This is a genomic window from Sphingopyxis sp. 550B, assembly GCF_057401805.1.
This window is the reverse complement of the sequence record NZ_CM171610.1, coordinates 1,219,761-1,239,911: the sequence shown is the minus strand read 5'-3', so window position 1 is coordinate 1,239,911 and position 20,151 is coordinate 1,219,761. Positions and strand designations below refer to the sequence as shown.

Below are 20,151 nucleotides of genomic sequence, written 5' to 3'. Positions count from 1 at the left end.
CACCCATCAGCCTGGCGCAAGGCCGATGAGTGTCTCGACTTCGCTCGACACGAACGGGACGATGGGTCAGATTAAGGCTCGATGCTCTATAGCAGCGTGCACGAAATCGGCATCACTCCGATTCCAGCGGGGCGGATTCAACGCACGATACTTTGGAACGGGACGACATCGAATGGAATCGTCATTGCGAGCGGCGAAGCCGCGCGGCAATCCAGAGTGTGCGGTAACCGCTCTGGATAGCTTCCCCCGGATCAGGTCCGGGGTCGCAATGACGAAGTAGGTCAATCCAAAGTCATCAGAGTCTAAGTCCCCTCCACCGCCGCCTTGTGCATGCGGCCGTTGAGCACATAATGGGCGACGCCTGCCTGCATCCCGGCCGCCTGCGCGTCGTCGATGTCGCGCACGCGCCGCGCCGGCGCGCCGGCCCACAGCTCGCGCGGCGGAATCTCCTTGTGCTCGGTCAGCAGCGCCCCCGCCGCCAGCATCGCGTCGCTGCCGATGCGGCAGCCGTTCATGACCGTCGCCTTCAGCCCGACGAACGCCCGGTCGGCGAGCGTGCAGCCGTGCACCATCGCCAGATGGCCGATCAGCACGTCTTCGCCGATGATCGTCGGATAGCCGTCGGGACGGAGCGGGGTCGGACCGTCGCAATGGATCACGCTGCCGTCCTGGACGTTCGACCGCGCGCCGATGCGGATATGGCTGACGTCGGCGCGCAGCACGCAATTGTACCAGATGCTGACATCGGGCCCGATCTCGACGTCGCCGATGATCCGGCACCCCGGCGCGATGAAGGCGCTGGGGTCGATGCGCGGCGTCTTGCCGTTCACGCTGATGATGCTGATATCGCTGTGGGTCATTCGCTGCGTCCGAAGAAGATGTGGTTCCAATAGAGGATCGGCAGGGTCGACGCATAATCGTCGGTCCAGCGATCGAAATGCGGGCGGCCGGCAAGCGCGATCCACGCGCCGTCCTCATGCGCCTTGTCGGCGGACTTGAGGGGTCCCGTCAACTGCGCGAGCCGCTGCGGCGTCGCGGCGAGCGCGACCCAGCTCGACCGCGTCAGCATGTCGGGATCGTCGCCGCGGCCCGCCGGGTCGTTGCGGATCGCCGCGGCCCAGCCGCGCGCCTTCGCCTCAGCATCGAGCACGGGTTCGAGGTTGAAGAAGCGGTTCGAGATGTGGATGAGCAGCAGCCCGTCGGGCTTGAGCGCGCGCGCATAGATGCCGATCGCCTCGCGCGTCAGCAGGTGCAGCGGGATCGCATCCGACGAAAAGGCGTCGATGACGAGGATGTCGAAGCGCCCCGCGGGCTGGCCCGCGATCTGCAGCCGCGCGTCGCCGATCACCACCGGCGCATGTGGCGCGCAGCGCGACAGGAAGGTGAATTTCGTCGGGTCGCGCGCGATGTCGACCATCACCGGGTCGATCTCGAAGATCGTCCAGTGCTGGCCCGGCCGGCGATAGCAGCTGAGCGTCCCGGCGCCGAGCCCGACGATTCCGACCGAAGCCCCCGGCCCGGCGAGCGCCTCGATCCGGTCGAGCGCGAGACCGACCCCCGATTGCGGGCCATAATAGGTCGTGGGGTCGAGCTCATGTCCCGCGTCGGTGCGCTGCAGGCCGTGCAGCGTCGTTCCGTGCGCGAGCCGGCGCTGGTGGCGCCAGGGATCGTCGGTGACGGTATAGACGCCGAAATAGCTGCGCACGCGCATGTCCGAGAGGCTGTCGTGCAGCGTGCTCCAGCCGCCGAGCCCGACCATCAGCAGCGCCAGCACCGTCGCATAGGCCCAGCGCCAGCGCGTCACCAGCAGCCCGATCGCGAAGATGAAGCCGCCCCACAGCAGCGCCGGCCCCGCGAATTCGCCGGTCCATGTCCGGACGAGATGAAAGCTGGCGAACAGCGCGATCAGGACGAACAGCGCCACCATGATGCGCGTCGCGCCGGCCGACAGATGCGTCCATTTCTCCCACGCCAGCAGCGGCGGCAGCGGCAGCAGCAGCGCCGCGGCGAGGACGAGCAGCGGATGCTCGTAGACCCAGTCGAACAGCAGCGGCGCGGCCAGCGCGGCGAACAGGCCGCCGAGCACCCCGCCCGCCGACATGACGAGATAGAAAAGCGTCAGATAGCGCGGCGCGGGGCGCAGGTCGTAGAGATGCGCATGGAGCGCCGTCGCGACGACGAACAGCATCCCCAGGCTGGCGATCGCGATCAGCATCGCGGCGCCCCCCGTGCTGAGCAGCGCGAGCCCGCCGACCCCCAGCAGCACCGCCGGCGCGATGACGATGGCGATGCGCGCCGGCGCGCGCGCGGCCGCGAAGGCGATGACGAAGCTCAGCAGATAGAGGCCCAGCGGCAGCACCCACAGCAGCGGCATCGCGACGATATCGGTGGTCAGGTGCGTCGTCGTCGATAGCATCAGCCCCGACGGCACCGCGGCGATCAGCAGCCAGCGAAGCTGGTGGCGCACGGTCGGCCGCGCTTCGGCGCCGCCGCCGTCCCCGGCCATGTCCGCCCCGCCGCGCCACCGCGCCGCGGCGCTCGCCGCGACGAGCAGCACCAGCAGCGCATAGCCCGCGCTCCACCCCCAGCTCTGCACGGCGAGCGGCAGCGCCGGCTCGACGAGCGCGGGATAGCTGATCAGCCCGGCGAAGCTGCCCAGGTTCGATGCCGCATAGAGCATGTAGGGATCGCCCGCCCGCGGATCGGCGGCGAACCAGCGCTGCATCAGCGGCGCCTGCGCGGCGACCGCGAAGAAGACCGGGCCGATCGACGCCGCGAGCAGCAGCGGCACCCACAGCGCCTCCTGACCCGGCGCGGGCGGCGGAAGCTGCGCGATGCCGATCGGCAGCCACAGCGCGGCCGCGAGCAGCAGCGCGATGTGGATGGCCGCCTGCCGCCGCACCGCGAAGCGGCCGAGCCAGTGCGCATAGGCATAGCCGCCGAGCAGCAGCGCCTGATAGACGAGCATCGCGCTGTTCCACACTGCGGGCGCCCCGCCGAGCCGCGGCAGCACCATCCGCGCGACCATCGGCTGGACGAGGAAGAGCAGGAAACTGCCGACGAGGATCGTCAGCACGAACAGCCAGCGGCGCGGCGAGGCGACCGCGGTCATGCGCGGCACCGTATCAGGCGCCCAGCAGCCGCGCCGCGTGGAGCGCGTGATAGGTGAGCACGCCCGACGCGCCGGCGCGGCGGAAAGCGAGCAGCGTTTCGAGGACCAGCGCATCGCGCTCGCCCGCCCCGGCCGCCGCCGCGGCCTCGATCATCGCATATTCGCCCGACACCTGATAGGCGTAGACGGGCACGGCGAAGGCATCCTTCACCGCGCGCACCACGTCGAGATAGGGCAGGCCCGGCTTGACCATCACGCTGTCGGCGCCTTCGGCCAGATCCTGCTCCACCTCGCGCAGCGCCTCTTCGACATTGGCGGGGTCCATCTGATAGGTCTTCTTGTCGCCCTTCAGCAGCCCGCGCGATCCGACCGCGTCGCGGAACGGGCCATAGAAGGCCGACGCATATTTGGCCGAATAGGCCATGATCTGGACATGGCCGAACCCTTCGATCTCCAGCGCCTCGCGGATCGCGCCGACGCGGCCGTCCATCATGTCGCTGGGCGCGATGATGTCGGCGCCGGCGCGCGCCTGACACAGCGCCTGCCCGACCAGCACTTCGACCGTCTCGTCGTTGAGGACATAGCCCGCCTCGTCGATCAGCCCGTCCTGCCCGTGGCTGGTATAGGGATCGAGCGCGACGTCGGTGAGCACGCCGATGGCGTCGCCGAGCGCATCCTTGACCGCCGCGGTCGCGCGGCACATCAGATTGTCGGGGTTGAGCGCCTCGGCGCCGTCCCCGCTGCGCCGCTCGGGCTGGGTGTAGGGAAAGAGCGCGAGGCAGGGGATGCCGGCGGCGACCGCATCCTTCGCACGGTCGACGAGCCGGTCGACCGACCAGCGCGACACGCCCGGCAGGCTCGCGATCGGTTCCTCGGTCCCCTCGCCTTGGCAGACGAACAGCGGCCAGATCAGGTTCGACGGGGTCAGGCGATGCTCGCGCACCATCGCGCGGCTCCAGGCGGTGCGGCGGGTGCGGCGGAGGCGCAGGTCGGGAAAGGCAGCGTGAGTCATGCGGGCGTCCATAGCGGCGCTTGGCCGCGCCGCAAAGCGCCGGATGACCCGTGCGGCCGGGAGGAAGAGGATTTTCCGCGGCGCACGGTTCAGGCGGCGACGACGATCTCGGGCTCGGCCTCGACCGGGAAATTCACCGATCGCGCGATGAAGCACATGGCGTGCGCCTTGCGGTGCAGATCGCGCGCGAGCGCCGCGTCCGACGCGGCGTCGATCACGACGCGCGGCCGCAGCACGACGGCGGTGAACTGCCCCGCGCCGCCGGGCTCCTCGATCATGGCGCCGCGTGCATCGTCCTCATAGGACAGGACATTGACGCCCGATTGCGAGCAAAGGCCCAGATACCAGAGCTTGTGGCACGCCGACAGCGACGCCACGAGCAGTTCCTCCGGATTCCACCGCGCGGGGTCGCCGCGAAAGGCGGGATCGGAAGACCCGGCGATCGGCGCCTTTCCCGGGGCCGCGATCTGATGATCGCGCCGGTAGCCGCGATAGGTCCGGGTCCCCGTCCCGTCGTTTCCGGTCCAGACGACGCGCACCTCATATCCATGCGTCTTCCCGCTCATCGCAGCCTCCCGGTCGATACACCTCGTCTATAGGCGCCGCCGCGCTACAGCGACAGATACATCCGCATCAGGTTCGGGATTTCGGAGCGCTTGGAACATCCGGTCTTGGACAGGATGGACTTGATCTGGCTGTTGACCGTTTCCACCGAAACGCCCCGCACCTCGGCGATGCGGGAGGAGGACGCGCCTTCGATCAGCAGTTCGGCGATGCTGGTCTCGGCTTCGGTGAGCGCGAAGGTCCGTCCCACCGCCCGGCGGTCGAGCATCGGCCGGTCGTCGTCGCGGATCATCAGCAAGGCCAGCGGTTCGAGAAAGCGGTTGTGATCGCCTTCGGGGACCGGCACGCATGCGATGCGGATGCGCCGGTCGCAGGGGCGCTGCACCATCACGCTGCCCGATTCGGGCGCGAACCGCCGCGCCGCCGCCGCGATTCGCATATCCAGTTCGGCCTGCGCCTCGCGGCACGACAGGCGCAGCCGCCCGTCGCGCGCGCCGACGACATCGCCCCGCGACAGCATCGCCTCGGCCTTGCGGCCGGCGGCGACGATCTTTCCGTCGGCCTGGCACAGGATCGTCGCCGGGCCGGCCTGCTCGATCGCGTTCGTGCTCAGCGATGCGGCGCGTCCTTCCAGCTGGATCGACAGGTCGACGGCCTTGGCGAAATGCGGCAGCAACCGCGCCATCAGGCCCGATTCGTTCGGCCCCAGCCCCTGCTGCCGGCGATGGTGGAAAAGGTTGAGGTTGCGCAGCCTGCCTCCTTCGCGGAACAGGACGCCGCTGCTGACGAAATGGCCGTCATATTTCGCGAAGAACTCGTTGTAGAGGGGATCGCGGCGGCGGTCGTGGTCCGACAGATATTCGCTGTCCGTCACCACATGCCCGGCATCCGCGCGCAGCATGGCGGCAAGGCCATGATTCGTCGCCGGGTCCATGCCGCCGATGGCCAGGAAATCCATCACATCGGCCTCGCCGACGCCCGGCGCCACCATCGGATTGAAGCGGGTCGGCCCGAACGAAAGCAGCTGGGCGCTGGTCGCGTGGCACAGCGACGCGAGCGACGTCAGCGCATCGGCCCAGCGCGCCGGCTCGAACGGTGCCTGGATCAGGGCCTCGCGCGTTTCCAGATACCCCCTCGCATCCATCTGCACAGATTAGGAAAATGGCGCGCGCTGTCAAATTTTCGGTGCGTTTGGATGTCGCCCGAATGGCGCAGAATTCCCCATTAGTGGTGATGCCCCCCGCCATCCCCCCCGCTACGGCGCTTCGATGAGCAGAAGCCGCACGCGCGGCGCCAAAAACGAACAACGGGGACAGGGCATGATTCTTTCACTGAAGCAACGGTTTCTCATTTCTTCGGCCTTCCTGGTCCCGGCCGCCGCGGCGCAGGCCCAGACCGTCGGCATCGCCAACGATCAGGCCGCGCGCCTGTCGATCGACGTCGGGCCGGCGCAGACCGTCTGCGGCGACCGGATCGGCATCCTGGCGAACAATGGTCCCGTCGACGTGACCAACGCCGGGGCGATCTGCGGCAACGGCACCAGCGGCAGCAACGACAGCCCCGACGGCGGCATCGTCCTTCGCGCCGGTTCGTCGCACATCGTCAACAGCGGCACGATCGACGGAACGATGTTCGGCATCGCCACCGATGTCTATTACGACGCCGGAACCGACAGCTTCGAATCGAACGCCCCGCGGACCCGCGTCGAGAACAGCGGACAGATCACCGGCAGCCAGAACGACGGCATCCGCCTGTTCGGCGGCGGCAGCGTCATCAACAGCGGATCGATCCGGGGCCTGTCGGGATCGCTGACCGACGGCGTCTCGATGCTGGCGTCGGCCCTGACGCCGGGCGAAGCGGTCACCCTCGACAATGCGGCGGGCGGCACGATCGCGGGGGCGCGGTTCGGCGCGATCCTGACCGGCCCGTCCACCATCGACAATGCCGGCGCGATCAGCGGCGGCGAGGCGGCGATCGCGGTGCAGAGCGATCCGATCCTCGGCGGAACGGCAGCGATCCGCAACGGCGGCACGCTGACCGGCGGCGACGGCGTCACCTTCGGCGGCATCCTCGAACAGGCATCGCTCGACAATAGCGGCACCATCGCCGGTACGGCGCGCCATGGCATCGTCAACGACCAGCCGGGCGTGCTCGTCGTCGACAATCGCGACGGGGGCCAGATCACGGGCGCCCGGTCCGCGATTGTCGCGCGCTTTGGCGGCGTCACCGTCAACAACGACGGCGTCATTCGCGGCAACGGCGCCGATGCGGGCAATACCACGCCCGACGGCGGCGTCGTCCTGCTGGCAGGGACATCGTCGATCGTCAACAGCGGCACGATAAGCGGAGCGACCTTCGGCATCGTGACCGACGCCTATTACAACCCGGAAACCGACAGCTTCGAATCGAACGCCGGGGCCACGTCGATCCGCAACAGCGGCACCATCATCGGCGAAAACAACGACGGCATCCGGCTGATGGGGGGCGGCACCGTCGTCAACAGCGGCACGATCCGGGGGATGTCGGGATCGCTGACCGACGGCGTCTCGATGCTCGCTTCGGCCCTGCGGCCGGGCGAGATCGTCAGCCTCGACAATGCGGCCAGCGGCCTGATCACCGGCGACCGTTTCGGCGCCATCCTCTCCGGACCGTCCGCCATCGCCAACGCCGGCACGATCCGCGGTGGGTTGGCGGCCATCGCCGTCCAGAGCGACCCGATCCTCGGCGGATCGGCCGCGATCCGCAACAGCGGCACGCTGACCGGCGCCGACGGCGCCACCTTCGGCGGCATCCTCGAACAGGCGTCGCTTGAAAACAGCGGCGCCATCACCGGAACGGCAGGCTCCGGCATCGCCAACAACCAGTCGGGCGCGCTGACGATCGACAACCGGGCCGGGGGCACGATCGCCGGCGCGACGTCGGGCGTGCTGGCGCGGCTGGGGGCTGTCGATATCGCCAACGCCGGCACGATCCGCGGCAACGGCGCCGCGGCGTCCGACGCCGGCGTCTTCGTCTCGGCCGGCGAATCGCGCATCGTCAACGCGGGCGTCATTTCGGGCGCGGGCGGCGGCATCGTCGCGGGCGATTTCCGCGAGCCGGGCACGAACAACCTCATCACTTTCGCGGCGGCGACCGAGGTCTCGAACAGCGGCACCATAGCGGGCGAAAGCAACGACGGGCTTCGCCTGATGGGCGGCGGCCGCGTCACCAACAGCGGTACGATCAGCGGCACCGGCGCCAGCCTCGCCGACGGCATCTCGATCTTCCGCCACGATGCGCAGGCGCAGGCCGATTATGTCGCACAGGTCTCCAATGCCGCCGCCGGCACGATCATCGGCGAGCGGTTCGGCATCATCCTGTCGGGCGGCGGCACGATCGCCAACGCCGGCACCATCGACGGCACGGTCGGCGGCGTGCTGGTGCAGGGCGATGCGGGCGGGCCCGACGGCTTCACCGCGAGCATCGTCAACAGCGGCACGATCGCCAGCGCCGACGGCGCGGCGCTGACCAGCTACGTCCGGGCGACCGTCGAGAATAGCGGCACGCTGCGCGGCGGCGCAGGCGTCGCCATCGAACTCGGCGACTATGACGACGTGGTGACATTGCGCACGGGCAGCACGATCACCGGCGCGATCGAAGCGGGGGCGGGCACCGACACGCTCGCTCTCGAAGGCGACATATTGGAACTCACGACCGCGCAGATGCTCGGCGCGGCGCATGATTTCGAGATATTGAACGTCGACGCGGGCTATTGGTCGACCTCGGGGGCGGTCGGCGCCTTCGATACCGTGTCGATCGGCGCGGGCGCAGCGCTGCACATCAACGAAGCCGCCGGGGCGAACCCGATCGGTACCGCGTCGGTGGCGAACGCCGGGCGGCTCGTGCTCGATTTCGACGACGATGCCGCGCTGTCCGGCTTCGCGGACATCGCCATGACGGGAACGGGCGCGGTCGAGCTCGTCGGCGACGCCGTGCTCACGCTCGACACCGCCAACATGGCCCACAGCGGCGGTACGACGATCGCGAACGGCGGGCTCGTCCTGACCGGGCAGCTCGCCGGCGACGTCCGGACACAGGGCGACGGGGTCTTCACGCTCGGTGCGGGCGGCACCGAAGGAAGCTTTGCGGGCGGAATCGTCAACGACGGCCGCTTCGTCTTCGACCGCTCCGACAGCTATGATTTCCTCGGCGCCTTTTCGGGCAGCGGCATCCTCGACAAGCGCGGCGCCGGCACGCTGGCCTTCCTCGGCGATTACAGCTTTCAGGGCGTCACCAACATCTTCGGCGGTGCGGTCCGCATCGGCGGCGTCATCGCGCCGGAAACGCAGTTCGACCTCGGCGCCGGGGGGACGCTCGACATCACCGGCACGGATCAGGTGATCGGCGGCCTGTCGGGCGAGGATAATTCGCAGGTCGTCGTCGGCGCCAACCGGTTGACCGTCGATCAGGACGACAACAGCGCGTTCGGCGGGACGATTTCGGGGACCGGCGGCCTCGTCAAGACCGGCGCCGGGACGCTGAACCTGACCGGCGACAATGTCTACACCGGGCCGACGACGATCAACGGCGGCACGCTCGCGGTCAACGGTTCGATCGCCTCGCCGGTGACGATCAATGCGGGCGGCGTGCTCGGCGGCAACGGCACGGTCGGCTCGACCACCGCGGCCGCGGGGGGCATCATCGCGCCCGGCAACTCGATCGGGCGCCTGACGGTCGCCGGCGACCTCGCGTTCGCGGCCGGGTCGACCTATGAGGTCGAGGCCAATGCCGCGGGCGAGGCCGACCGGATCGACGCGACGGGCCGGGTCACGATCAGCGCCACGGCGAAGGTCGCGGTGCTGGCGGAGAGCGGCGATTACCGGCCGCGCACCGACTATGTCATCCTGACCGGCGCGGGCGGCGTCGAGGGACGCTTCGGATCGGTGACGTCGAACCTCGCCTTCCTCGATCCGCTGCTGCGCTACGGCCCCGACCGCGTGACCCTGTCGCTCTATCGCAACGACATCGGTTTCGCCGACGTCGCGCTGGGGTTCAACCAGACGGGCGTCGCCACGGCCATCGAATCGCTCGGTTTCGACAATCCGCTGTTCGAGGCGGTGCTCGTGCAGAGCGCGGCGACCGCCCAGGCGGCCTATACCGAGCTGTCGGGCGAGCTGCTTTCGGGCGCGGTCAGCGGGCTGACCGACGAGAGCCGCCATCTGCGCGGCGCCCTGCTCGGCCTTCCCGTCCCGGACGAAAGCGGCCTGTTCGTGTGGGGATCGGCCTTCGGCGGCTGGGGCGATTTCGATGCCCGCGGCGGCCAGCGCGCGATGGACACCGATCACAAGGGGCTGGTCGCCGGCGTCGGCATCGGCGGCAACGGCTTCGCGGCGGCGCTCTCCGCGGGCATCGGCAACTCCGATTTCCGGCAGGGCGGCCGCGGCGACCATGCGGACGTCGACAGCAAATATCTGGCGCTCCATGCCCGCTACGGCACCGGCGCGGGCTTCGGCGGCGCGCTCGGGGTCAGCTATGGCTGGCACGCCATCGACACCAGCCGCACCGTCACCGTCGCGCCGCTCGCCCAGACGCTGACCTCCGGCCGCGACGCCGACACGCTCCAGCTCTTCGGCGAAATGGGATATGATCTGGCGGCGGGCAGCGCCGCGATCACGCCCTTCGCGCGCCTCGCCCATGTCCGCATCCGCAGCGACGATTTCGCGGAGACGGGCGGCAGCGGCGCGCTCGCCGTCGCCGACGCGGGGCAGGACAGCAGCTTCCTCAGCCTCGGCGTCCGCGGGCGCCTCAACGCCGACGCGCCGGGCTTTCAGCCCTATGCGTCGCTGGCGTGGAACCGCGCGTTCGGCGACCGCGTCGCGCTGGCGAACGGCCGGTTCGTCGCGGGCGGACCATCGTTCGCGATCCGCGGCAGCGCGATCCCGAAGAATGCGGCGGAGGTCGAGGCCGGCTTCGACTATCGCGCGGGCGGCTTCCACATCGGCGCGGCCTACAGCGGCGCCCTCGCGTCGGGCCGCCAGAGCCACGGCGCGCGGATCACGGCGCGGGTCGCCTTCTGACGGGGGTGGCCGCGCGGCGGCTTACCGCAGCGCCCGGATCTCGTCGTCGCGGCCGGTCATTTCCCAGCGGATGAGCGAGATCGGGATCGACCCGGCGGCGCGGAAACGGTCGTGGAAGGATTTGATGTCGAACCTGTCGCCTTCCTGCATCGCGACGTCGGCGAGCAGTTTCTCGAGCTCGACCTTCCCCATGTAATAGCCGATGCCATAGCCGGGCTGGCGCAGATAAAGCTCGATATCGAACTGCGCCACCGCGTCGCCGGGCTCCATCCACTTCGGCGTGCGCGCGATCAGCGAGGCGTTGGCCTGCTTCCAGGTCCATTCGTTCGCCTGCATCTTCAGCTCGGGCAGGATGCGCGCGGCGCGCTTCGCGCCCAGGATATAGTCGATCTCGCGCGTCTTGGGCCGGTCCTCGAGCAGCCCGGCCTGCAGGATCATCTCTTCCAGGTAAAAGGCCCAGCCCTCGTTGCGCAGGCCGTTGACGAAGAACAGGCGCGGCTTGCCGCGGATCGGCCGCGTGTCGCGCGCCGCCTGCAGCGCGTCGAAGGCGTGGCCGGGCAGGTTGTGCGCGCGCAGCGGGCGCCCGTCGCGGAACTCCGCCTGGAAGAAGAAATGGAGATGCAGCGGCGGATCGAACAGCCCCGGCTTGGCCGGGTCCTTCTCGAACGGGAACTGATACGGCCCCTCCTCGGGATCGTGCTGCACATAATCGGGGATCGTCACCCAGTCGCCGTCGCGCAGGAATTTCAGCAGATCCTCGTCCTCGGCCTTGCGCTTGGCGTCGAATTCGGCGCGCGTCTGCACCGGCTCGGGCATCGCGATGTGGCGGTTGCGATGCTCCTCGATCTTCAGGAAGGCCACCTGCCGCTGATATTCGCGCTCGCCGATCACGGCGATGTCCTCGGGCGTATAGGGCAGCAGCAGGACGTTCTTCAGATACCAGGCATAATTGTCCCGGCCGACGCCGCCGTGCGCCGGAAGCCCCGCCTCGATGCTTTCGAGCCACGCCTTGAACTCCGCGGCGGCGGCCTGCGCCCGCTTCGCCGGTGCGACCAGCGCGGGCTGCACCTGCGCCGCCCGCGCCGCGAGTTCGCCATAGACGTTCATCTCGACCTGCTTCTGCGCGATTCCCAGCCGGGCGAGGTCGCCGCGCGGCTCGGTCAGGTTGACGCGCGCCTGGCGCAACGCTTCGGGCACGGCGTTCAGCCGCGCCGTGAACTCGGCCAGCTTGTCCTTGGGCAGCGGCAGTTTCGGGATCGCGATCGCGCCGTGCATCTTCGGCCCGAAGCCGAGGTTGGTGGTGCTGTAGAAAGCGGGGTCGCGCTTCCACGGCTGAACGACGCGGTGCTGGAATTCCAGCCCGCGCATTTCCGCGAGCACGACCATGTAATCGACGCGCTCGGACACCGGCCAGCCGCTGTCGTCGATCGCCGCGAGCCGGGCCTGGAACCGCTTCAGCTCCTCATATTGCTTCGCCATCGCCGGCGGCGAATAATCGGGGACGCCCTTCACCATCGGCGGCGGCACGAAGGCGCGGAACGCGTCGTAGAGCGCGACGAGCGCCCCATGGTCCGGGCGCGCGGCCTGTTCCTGCGCGGCGAGCGGCGCCGCCGCGGCAAGCGACAGCAGCGGCATCGCGGTCAGCGCGGCGGCGAGGTGGAGCGTCTTTCTCATGGCATTTCCCTTTCGTCCTTCCGTCGCGGCGCGCACGGCCGGGCTACAGCGTGTTGAAGAAGCGGGTGAGCCGGTCCATCGCCTCGCTTACGCGCGCCTCCGATTCCGATCCGAAACAGATGCGCAGGTGGCCTTCGCCGCTCGGTCCGTAAAAGCTGCCCGATTCGACGACGACATGCGCCTCCTGCAGGATCGCCATCGCCAGCTCCTGCGAACCGCGCCCGGTGCCGCTGATGTCGGGAAAGGCATAGATGGTGCCTTCGGGCTCGGCGCAGGTCACGCCCGGCATCTGGTTGAGCGCCTGGACGACGATGTCGCGCTTGCGCCGGTCGGCCTCGACCAGCGCGTGCATCGCGTCCTGCGGCCCCTCGACGGCGGCGCGCGCGCCCTCCTGGACGAAGACGTTGACATGCGTCACGTCGGTCATGGTGATGCGCAGGATCGCGGGCATCAGGCGGGCATCGGCGGTCAGATAGCCGACCCGCCAGCCGTCCATCGAATAGGCCTTGGTGAAGGCGAAGCAGGTGATGGTGCGCTCGCGCATCCCCGGCAGGCTCGCGATGCTGACATGCGGCGCCTGGCCATAGGTGATATATTCATAGACCTCGTCCGACAGCACGAGCAGGTCGTGCGCGATCGCCAGGTCGGCGACCGCCTGAAGCTCGGCGCGGCTATAGACGCGGCCGGTCGGGTTGGCGGGGTTGATCAGCACGATCATCCGGGTCCTGTCGGTGATCTTCGCCGCGATCTTCTCCTTCGAGATCGCGAAATTGTCGGCCTTGTCGAGCTCGGCGATCACTACCTTGCCGCCGGCGAGTTCGGCCTTGCCGACATGCTGCGGATAATAGGGATCGAGCAGGATGACCTCGTCGCCCGGGTCGAGCGCCGCCATGAACGCGGCGAACGACGCATGCGTCAGCCCGTTCGTCACCAGCACCTCGTCGACGCCGTAATCGAGGCCGTTGAAGCTGCGCAGCTTTTCGACCAGCGCCTGCCGGAACGACAGCGTGCCGCGGAAATCGCCATAGTGGACGATGCCCGCGTCGAGCGCCGCCTTCGCCGCTTCCTTGATATGCACCGGCGTGTCGGCGTGCGGCCGTCCGAATTCGAGGTGGATCAGGTCGGCGCCCTGCGCATCGAGCTTCGCCGCCTCGTCATACATGCCGAAGCTTTTCTTCGATCCCGTCGTCAGACGCTGTGCCGGCCACTTCATCATCATGCCTCCAATGCTGTCCATACACGTGAATAATTGCATGATATATGATATTTCAAGCTTAAAATTTTAGGCTTGAAGCTTTTCCGGCATGGGCTTAGGAATCGCCGCATCGTCAACGGTAGGGAGTCGTTCGCAGTGAAGATCGCATGCGTGGGCGGCGGCCCGGCCGGCCTCTATTTCGCCATCTCGATGAAGCTGCGCGACCCCGCGCACCAGGTCGACGTGTTCGAGCGCAACCGCGCCGACGACACCTTCGGCTGGGGCGTGGTCTTTTCCGACCAGACGGTCGAGAATCTGATGGCGAACGATCCCGTCAGCGGGGCGACGATCCGCGACGAATTCGCGCATTGGGACGACATCGACGTCCATATCCACGGCGAATGCATCCGGTCGACCGGGCACGGCTTCATCGGCATCGGCCGCAAGCGGCTGCTCCGCATCCTGCAGGACCGCGCCCGCGAACTGGGCGTCCGTTTCCATTTCGAAACCGAGATGGGGCCCGATCTCGCCGACTGGGTCGATTACGACCTCGTCATCGCCGCCGATGGCGCCAACAGCCGCATCCGCGACGCCTATGCCGAGCATTTCGACGTCGACATCCAGACCCGCCGCAACCGCTATATCTGGCTCGGCACGCACAAGACGTTCGACGCCTTCACCTTCGCCTTCGAGCAGCTCGAAGAAGGCTGGGTGTGGGCGCATGCCTATCGCTTCGACGACAATCTCTCGACCTTTATTGTCGAGATGGCGCCCGAAACGTGGGAAAAGCTGGGCCTCGACCGGCAAGGCCCCGACGAGGCGATCGCGTGGAGCGAGCGCGTGTTCGCCAAATATCTCGACGGCAACAAGCTGATGTCGAACGCGTCGCATCTGCGCGGCTCGGCCGCGTGGCTCAACTTCCGGCGCATCATCACCGGCCAATGGTCGCACGACAAGTTCGTCCTGCTCGGCGACGCGGCGCACACCGCGCATTTCTCGATCGGATCGGGAACCAAGCTGGCGCTCGAGGACGCGATCAAGCTTGCCGAGGTGCTCAACCGCCCGGGTCTCGCCCGCGCCCAGGCGCTGGAGGAATATCAGGCCGAACGCAGCATCGAGGTGCTGAAGCTGCAGAACAGCGCGCGCAACTCGACCGAATGGTTCGAGACGCTCGACCGCTACCTGCCCTTCCAGCCGATCCAGTTCGCTTACTCGCTGCTCACCCGCTCGCAGCGCGTCAGCCACGAAAATCTGCGCCTGCGCGACAAGCGCTGGCTCGAAAGCGTCGAACGCTGGTTCCAGGCGCAGGCGCCCGGCGGCCGCGACGCCGGCGCGCCGCCGATGTTCGCCCCCTACAAGCTGCGCGACATGCAACTCGAAAATCGCATCGTCGTGTCGCCGATGGCGATGTATTCGGCGGTCGACGGCACGCCGGGCGATTTCCATTTCGTCCACTATGGCGTTCGCGCGCAGGGCGGCGCGGGGCTGGTCTATACCGAGATGACCTGCGTCTCGCCCGAGGCGCGGATCACCCCGGGCTGCCCCGGCATGTACACGCCCGAACACGCCGCCGCGTGGCGCCGCATCACCGAGTTCGTCCACCGCGACAGCAAGGCGAAGCTATGCCTCCAGCTCGGCCATTCGGGCGCCAAGGGATCGACGAAGATCGGCTGGGAAGGGATGGACGAGCCGCTCGACGAGGGCAACTGGCCGCTGATCGCCGCGTCCGACGTGCCGTGGAGCGGATCGAACCAGACGCCCCGTCCGATGACGCGCGCCGACATGGACATGGTGCGCGACCAGTTCGTCGCGGCGACGCGCATGGCGATCTACGCCGGCTTCGACATGGTCGAGATGCACGCCGCGCACGGCTATCTCCTGTCGAGCTTCATCACGCCGCTCCAGAACCGGCGCACCGACGAATATGGCGGCAGCCTCGAAAACCGGCTGCGCTTCCCGCTCGAGGTCTTCGCCGCGATGCGCGAGGCGTGGCCCGCCGAACGGCCGATGTCGGTCCGCATCTCCGCCACCGACTGGATGGGCGATGCCGGGGTGACGCCCGACGAGGCAGTGCTGATCGCCGAGGCATTTCGCGCCGCGGGCGCCGACCTGATCGACGTGTCCGCCGGCCAGACCTGGGCCGATTGCAAGCCCGTTTATGGCCGCATGTTCCAGACTCCCTTCGCCGACCAGGTCCGCAACGAGGCGCGCGTGTCGACGATGGCGGTCGGCAACATCTTCGAACCCGACCATGTCAATTCGATCCTCGCCGCCGGCCGCGCCGACCTCGTCGCGCTCGGGCGCCCGCACATGATCGATCCGATGTGGACGCTGCGCGCCGCGGCGCAGCACGACTATCGCGGCGCCGCGGTGCCCTCCCCCTATCTGAACGGGATGAGCCAGCTCGCGCGCAACATGAAGCGTGCGGCCGAACAGGAAGCCGCCCTGCGGGGCTGAGGCGGGAGGAGTCCCAATGCGTTTGCAGGACGTGCATGCCGTCATCACCGGGGGCGGATCGGGAATCGGTGCCGCCATCGCACGGGCGCTCGCGGCCGAAGGTGCGCGGCTGACGCTGATCGGGCGCAGGCGCGACGCCCTCGAAGCGACGGCGGCCTCGCTGCCTCACGCGCATGTCGCCCCCGCCGACGTCGCCGATCGCGCGGCGGTGGAGGCGGCGTTCGATAGCGCGCGCAGCGCCCATGGACCGATTTCCATTCTCGTCAACAACGCCGGGATCGCGCCGAGCGCGCCATTCGCCCGCGTCACGGCCGAAGCATGGCGCGGCGCGATGGCGATCAATCTCGACGCCCTCTTTCATTGCTGCCAGGCGGCGCTGCCCGACCTGCTGGCGGCGCCCGCCGGACGCATCGTCACCGTCGCATCGACCGCGGGGGTGAAGGGCTATGCCTATACCGCGCCCTATGTCGCGTCGAAGCATGGCGCGATCGGGCTGATGCGCGCGCTCGCGACCGAATATGCCGCGACGCCGCTGACCGCCAACGCCGTCTGCCCCGGCTTTACCGACACCGACATCGTCGGGCGGGCTGTCGCCAATATCCGGGCGAAGACCGGCCGCAGCGAAACCGAGGCGCTGGCCGAACTGACGCGCTTCAACCCGCAGCGGCGGCTCATCGACCCCGTTGAGGTCGCGGAGGCGGTGCTGTGGCTCTGCCTGCCCGCCAGCCGGTCGGTGACCGGGCAGGCGGTGATGGTCGCGGGCGGAGAGGTGATGTGACCGCCCCCGCCGCGATCCGCGAAAAGCACGACGGCGCGATGGGCGCGCACGGCAACGTCCGCCTCTGGCTGCGGCTGCTCACCTGCGCGACGGTGATCGAAAAGCGCATCAAGCGCCGTTTCGCCGACCGGTTCGGCGTCACCCTGCCGCGTTTCGATGTCATGGCCGCGCTCGACCGCCACCCCGAAGGCATGACGATGGGGCAGTTGTCGCAGGCGCTGCTGGTTTCGAACGGCAATGTCACCGGCGTCGTCCAGACGCTCGCCCGCGACCGCTATGTCAGCATCGCCCCGTCGCCGACCGACGGCCGCGCGTCGATCGTCCGCCTGACGCAGCAGGGGCGCGAATGCTTCGCCGGTCTCGCCGACGCGCACCACGACTGGATCGACGCGATGCTCGCGGGGCTCAGCCGCGACCAGCGCACGGCGCTCTATGATCTGCTCGGCGCGCTCAAGCACTCGCTGGCCGCCGACACTGGAAAGGAAGACGCATGAATCCCGAAAGCTTTTCGCCCCAACATTTCGGCTGGCGGTTCGACGCCGGCGTCGCCACGGTCACGCTCAACCGCCCCGACCGCAAGAACCCGTTGACCTTCGAAAGCTACGCGGAACTGCGCGACACCTTCCGCGCGCTCGTCTACGCGCCCGCGGTCAAGGCGGTGGTCGTCATCGGCGCCGGCGGCAATTTCTCGTCGGGCGGCGACGTGCACGAAATCATCGGGCCGCTGACTGAAATGCGGATGCCCGAACTGCTCAATTTCACGCGCATGACAGGCGATCTCGTCAAGGCGATGCGCGCATGCCCGCAACCGATCATTGCCGCGATTGACGGCATCTGCGTCGGTGCCGGCGCGATCATGGCGATGGCGTCGGACATGCGCATCGCGACCCCGGCGGCAAAGACCGCCTTCCTGTTCACGCGCGTCGGCCTCGCCGGGTGCGACATGGGCGCCTGCGCGATCCTGCCGCGCATCATCGGCCAGGGCCGCGCGTCGGACCTGCTCTACACCGGCCGGATGATGGGTGCCGAGGAAGGCGAACGCTGGGGCTTCCACAACCGTCTCGTCGAACCCGACGCGCTGCTCGACGAGGCGCTCGGCCTCGCCCGCTCGCTCGCCAGCGGCCCCACCTTCGCGCACGGCATCACCAAGACGCAGCTCAACACCGAATGGGCGGTCTCGGTCGAGACCGCGATCGAGATGGAGGCGCAGGCGCAGGCGATCTGCATGGCGACCAACGATTTCCGCCGCGCCTTCGAGGCGTTCGCGGACAAGCGCAGCCCCGAATTCGCGGGCGACTGATGGCCGACCGCAGCTTCCTCGACTGGCCGTTCCTCGACGACGGCCACCGCCGCCTCGGCCGCGAGCTCGACGACTGGTGCGCGGCGAACGTCGCGCACGCCCATTCGGAAGATGTCGACGGCGAATGCCGCGCGCTGGTCCGAGCGCTCGGCGACGCCGGCTGGCTGCGCTACTGCGTCCCCACCGCCTATGGCGGGATGCACGACACGCTCGACATCCGCTCGCTCGCGCTGATCCGCGAAACGCTGGCGCGCCATTCGGGCCTCGCCGACTTCGCCTTCGCGATGCAGGGGCTCGGGTCGGGCACGATCAGCCTGTTCGGGACCGAGGCGCAGAAGCGCGCCTATCTGCCCGACGTCGCGGCGGGGCGGAAGATTGCGGCCTTCGCGCTCACCGAGCCCGCCTCAGGCTCCGATGTCGCGTCGATGGAGACAACCGCGACCCGCACCGGCGACGGCTATCGCGTCGACGGCGCCAAGACCTATATCTCGAACGGCGGCATCGCTGACTATTATGTCCTGTTCGCCCGCACCGGCGAGGCGCCCGGCGCAAAGGGCGTGTCGGCCTTCATCGTCGATGCCGATACCCCCGGCCTCGCGGTGACCGAGCGCATCGCCGTCATCGCGCCGCATCCGCTCGCCACCCTGACCTTTACCGGCATGGCACTGCCCGAAACCGCGCTGCTCGGCGAATCGGGGCGCGGCTTCGCCGCCGCGATGGCGACGCTCGACATCTTCCGCACCACCGTCGGCGCCGCCGCGCTCGGCTTCGCGCGCCGCGCGCTCGACGAGGCGACCGCGCGCGCGCGGGTCCGCAAGCTGGGCGCAGGCACGCTCGCCGACAATGCGGTGACGCAGGCGAAGCTCGCCGAAATGGTGCTCGACGTCGACACCTCAGCGCTACTCATCTACCGCGCCGGCTGGCTCCGCGACGTGCGCGGCGAGCGCAACACGCGCGAGGCGGCGCTCGCCAAGCTGCACGCGACCGACAGCGCGCAGCAGGTGATCGACAAGGCGGTGCAGATGTTCGGTGGCCTCGGTGTCACCGTCGGCACGCCGGTCGAGGCGCTCTATCGCGAGGTGCGGGCGCTGCGCATCTACGAGGGCGCGTCGGAGGTGCAGAAGGTCGTGATCGCGCGCCAGCATCTCGCCCAGAGCGCGCCCTGATGTTCCACACCAGCCTGCCGCTGCGCTTCGCGCACTGCGACCCCGCGGGCATCGCTTTCTATCCGCGCTATTTTGAGCTGTGCGATGCGGCGATCGAGGACTGGACCGCAGCGGTGCTGGGGATCGACCGCCGCACGCTGCATCTCGACATGGGGCTCGGCCTGCCGACGGTCAGCCTGCACGCCGAATTCGCGACGCCGAGCCGCCTCGGCGACCGGCTCGATTTCACCGTCGCGGTCACGCGGGCGGGTCGCAGTTCGGTCGATCTGGCCGTCGCCATCGCCTGCGCGGGCCAGCCCCGCTTCTCCGTCCGCTACACCCAGGTGCTCATCGATCTGGCGCAGGGCCGCTCGCGCCCCTGGCCGCCAGAGCTTCTCGACCGTCTGAACAAGGAAATATCATGACCGCTCATCAAACATTGCTCCCCCCCGGCTGGAAACGACCGCGCGGCTACGCCAACGGCGTCGCGGCGACCGGCCGCATGGTCTTCACCGCCGGCGTGGTCGGCTGGGATGACGAGGAGCGCTTCGTCAGCCCCGACCTCGCGGGCCAGTTCCGCCAGGTCCTGGTCAACACGCTGGCGATCCTCGCAGAGGCTGGCGCGGGCCCCGAGCATATCGTGCGCATGACCTGGTATGTGACGAGCCGCGACGAATATCTCGCCAGCCTGCCCGCGATCGGCGAAGCCTATCGCGATCTGATCGGCCGCAACTTCCCCGCGATGGCGGTGGCCGAGGTCGTGGCGCTGGTCGAGGCCGAGGCGAAGATCGAGATCGAAACGATCGCGGTCGTCCCCGAAGTGTGAATCGAGCCCCTCCCCCTTCTGGGGAGGGCTGA

General features: G+C 68.8%; 15 protein-coding genes. 8 read left to right on the top strand and 7 right to left on the bottom strand.

Annotated features, from left to right (window positions below; genetic code table 11):
• Positions 1-302 precede the first annotated feature (302 nt).
• The 5 genes from AC2S9W_RS05765 to AC2S9W_RS05745 form a co-directional block, all read right to left on the bottom strand.
• A complete protein-coding gene (locus AC2S9W_RS05765) occupies positions 303-860 on the bottom strand; it encodes a gamma carbonic anhydrase family protein (RefSeq protein ID WP_067105378.1) in 558 nt (185 codons plus the stop codon).
• Positions 857-3,112 carry a fused MFS/spermidine synthase gene (locus AC2S9W_RS05760; protein WP_104959288.1) on the bottom strand — a complete coding sequence of 752 codons (2,256 nt, stop codon included), beginning with the start codon at positions 3,110-3,112 and terminating at the stop codon, positions 857-859. Before AC2S9W_RS05760 ends, AC2S9W_RS05765 begins: the two co-directional genes overlap by 4 nt.
• Positions 3,113-3,125: 13 nt before the next feature.
• The gene (hemB, locus tag AC2S9W_RS05755; protein ID WP_076077486.1) at positions 3,126-4,124 is read right to left on the bottom strand and encodes a porphobilinogen synthase; all 999 of its coding nucleotides are present in this window, start codon (positions 4,122-4,124) and stop codon (positions 3,126-3,128) included.
• An 89-nt stretch (positions 4,125-4,213) separates the two neighbouring features.
• Positions 4,214-4,690: an OsmC family protein gene (locus AC2S9W_RS05750; RefSeq protein WP_076073709.1), complete on the bottom strand. Its 477-nt coding sequence runs from the start codon at positions 4,688-4,690 to the stop codon at positions 4,214-4,216.
• Between the two features lie 44 nt (positions 4,691-4,734).
• Positions 4,735-5,832 (bottom strand): helix-turn-helix transcriptional regulator, encoded by a 1,098-nt coding sequence (locus AC2S9W_RS05745; RefSeq protein WP_158682037.1) that lies wholly within the window; start codon positions 5,830-5,832, stop codon positions 4,735-4,737.
• Between the two features lie 175 nt (positions 5,833-6,007).
• Here AC2S9W_RS05745 and AC2S9W_RS05740 point away from each other — a divergent pair, with 175 nt between their 5' ends.
• A complete protein-coding gene (locus AC2S9W_RS05740) occupies positions 6,008-10,744 on the top strand; it encodes an autotransporter domain-containing protein (RefSeq protein ID WP_486571722.1) in 4,737 nt (1,578 codons plus the stop codon).
• A gap of 21 nt (positions 10,745-10,765) precedes the next feature.
• Here the strand turns inward: AC2S9W_RS05740 and AC2S9W_RS05735 are convergent, their stop codons facing one another.
• Both AC2S9W_RS05735 and AC2S9W_RS05730 read right to left on the bottom strand, forming a co-directional pair.
• Entirely contained in the window at positions 10,766-12,418 is a 1,653-nt protein-coding gene (locus AC2S9W_RS05735) for a DUF885 family protein (protein ID WP_104959285.1), read from the bottom strand.
• Between the two features lie 43 nt (positions 12,419-12,461).
• Positions 12,462-13,637 carry a pyridoxal phosphate-dependent aminotransferase gene (locus AC2S9W_RS05730; protein ID WP_234002545.1) on the bottom strand — a complete coding sequence of 392 codons (1,176 nt, stop codon included), beginning with the start codon at positions 13,635-13,637 and terminating at the stop codon, positions 12,462-12,464.
• Positions 13,638-13,769: 132 nt separating this feature from the next.
• Between AC2S9W_RS05730 and AC2S9W_RS05725 the strand changes: the two genes are divergently transcribed.
• The 7 genes from AC2S9W_RS05725 to AC2S9W_RS05695 are packed head-to-tail and all read left to right on the top strand — an operon-like array spanning position 13,770 to position 20,119.
• Positions 13,770-16,070 carry a bifunctional salicylyl-CoA 5-hydroxylase/oxidoreductase gene (locus AC2S9W_RS05725; protein ID WP_076073700.1) on the top strand — a complete coding sequence of 767 codons (2,301 nt, stop codon included), beginning with the start codon at positions 13,770-13,772 and terminating at the stop codon, positions 16,068-16,070.
• A gap of 16 nt (positions 16,071-16,086) precedes the next feature.
• Complete coding sequence (locus AC2S9W_RS05720) at positions 16,087-16,848, top strand: SDR family NAD(P)-dependent oxidoreductase (RefSeq protein ID WP_076073697.1); 762 nt, start codon at positions 16,087-16,089, stop codon at positions 16,846-16,848.
• Positions 16,845-17,342, top strand: a complete 498-nt coding sequence (locus tag AC2S9W_RS05715) for a MarR family winged helix-turn-helix transcriptional regulator (RefSeq protein ID WP_234002544.1) — start codon at positions 16,845-16,847, stop codon at positions 17,340-17,342. The genes AC2S9W_RS05720 and AC2S9W_RS05715 overlap by 4 nt, the downstream gene beginning before the upstream one ends.
• Positions 17,339-18,148, top strand: a complete 810-nt coding sequence (locus AC2S9W_RS05710; protein WP_076073694.1) for an enoyl-CoA hydratase family protein — start codon at positions 17,339-17,341, stop codon at positions 18,146-18,148. Before AC2S9W_RS05715 ends, AC2S9W_RS05710 begins: the two co-directional genes overlap by 4 nt.
• Positions 18,148-19,314, top strand: coding sequence for an acyl-CoA dehydrogenase family protein (locus AC2S9W_RS05705; protein WP_076073692.1), 1,167 nt, complete (start codon positions 18,148-18,150; stop codon positions 19,312-19,314). Before AC2S9W_RS05710 ends, AC2S9W_RS05705 begins: the two co-directional genes overlap by 1 nt.
• Positions 19,314-19,718 (top strand): acyl-CoA thioesterase, encoded by a 405-nt coding sequence (locus AC2S9W_RS05700; protein ID WP_076073689.1) that lies wholly within the window; start codon positions 19,314-19,316, stop codon positions 19,716-19,718. The genes AC2S9W_RS05705 and AC2S9W_RS05700 overlap by 1 nt, the downstream gene beginning before the upstream one ends.
• A complete protein-coding gene (locus AC2S9W_RS05695; RefSeq protein WP_076073687.1) occupies positions 19,715-20,119 on the top strand; it encodes a RidA family protein in 405 nt (134 codons plus the stop codon). Before AC2S9W_RS05700 ends, AC2S9W_RS05695 begins: the two co-directional genes overlap by 4 nt.
• Positions 20,120-20,151 lie beyond the last annotated feature (32 nt).

Bases quoted from the DNA above. Each gene is read 5' to 3' on its own strand.
- AC2S9W_RS05765 (WP_067105378.1), bottom strand. From the start codon at position 860: ATGACCCACAGCGATATCAGCATCATCAGCGTGAACGGCAAGACGCCG.
- AC2S9W_RS05760 (WP_104959288.1), bottom strand. From the start codon at position 3,112: ATGACCGCGGTCGCCTCGCCGCGCCGCTGGCTGTTCGTGCTGACGATC.
- hemB (WP_076077486.1), bottom strand. From the start codon at position 4,124: ATGACTCACGCTGCCTTTCCCGACCTGCGCCTCCGCCGCACCCGCCGC.
- AC2S9W_RS05750 (WP_076073709.1), bottom strand. From the start codon at position 4,690: ATGAGCGGGAAGACGCATGGATATGAGGTGCGCGTCGTCTGGACCGGA.
- AC2S9W_RS05745 (WP_158682037.1), bottom strand. From the start codon at position 5,832: ATGGATGCGAGGGGGTATCTGGAAACGCGCGAGGCCCTGATCCAGGCA.
- AC2S9W_RS05740 (WP_486571722.1), top strand. From the start codon at position 6,008: ATGATTCTTTCACTGAAGCAACGGTTTCTCATTTCTTCGGCCTTCCTG.
- AC2S9W_RS05735 (WP_104959285.1), bottom strand. From the start codon at position 12,418: ATGAGAAAGACGCTCCACCTCGCCGCCGCGCTGACCGCGATGCCGCTG.
- AC2S9W_RS05730 (WP_234002545.1), bottom strand. From the start codon at position 13,637: ATGATGATGAAGTGGCCGGCACAGCGTCTGACGACGGGATCGAAGAAA.
- AC2S9W_RS05720 (WP_076073697.1), top strand. From the start codon at position 16,087: ATGCGTTTGCAGGACGTGCATGCCGTCATCACCGGGGGCGGATCGGGA.
- AC2S9W_RS05710 (WP_076073694.1), top strand. From the start codon at position 17,339: ATGAATCCCGAAAGCTTTTCGCCCCAACATTTCGGCTGGCGGTTCGAC.
- AC2S9W_RS05705 (WP_076073692.1), top strand. From the start codon at position 18,148: ATGGCCGACCGCAGCTTCCTCGACTGGCCGTTCCTCGACGACGGCCAC.
- AC2S9W_RS05700 (WP_076073689.1), top strand. From the start codon at position 19,314: ATGTTCCACACCAGCCTGCCGCTGCGCTTCGCGCACTGCGACCCCGCG.
- AC2S9W_RS05695 (WP_076073687.1), top strand. From the start codon at position 19,715: ATGACCGCTCATCAAACATTGCTCCCCCCCGGCTGGAAACGACCGCGC.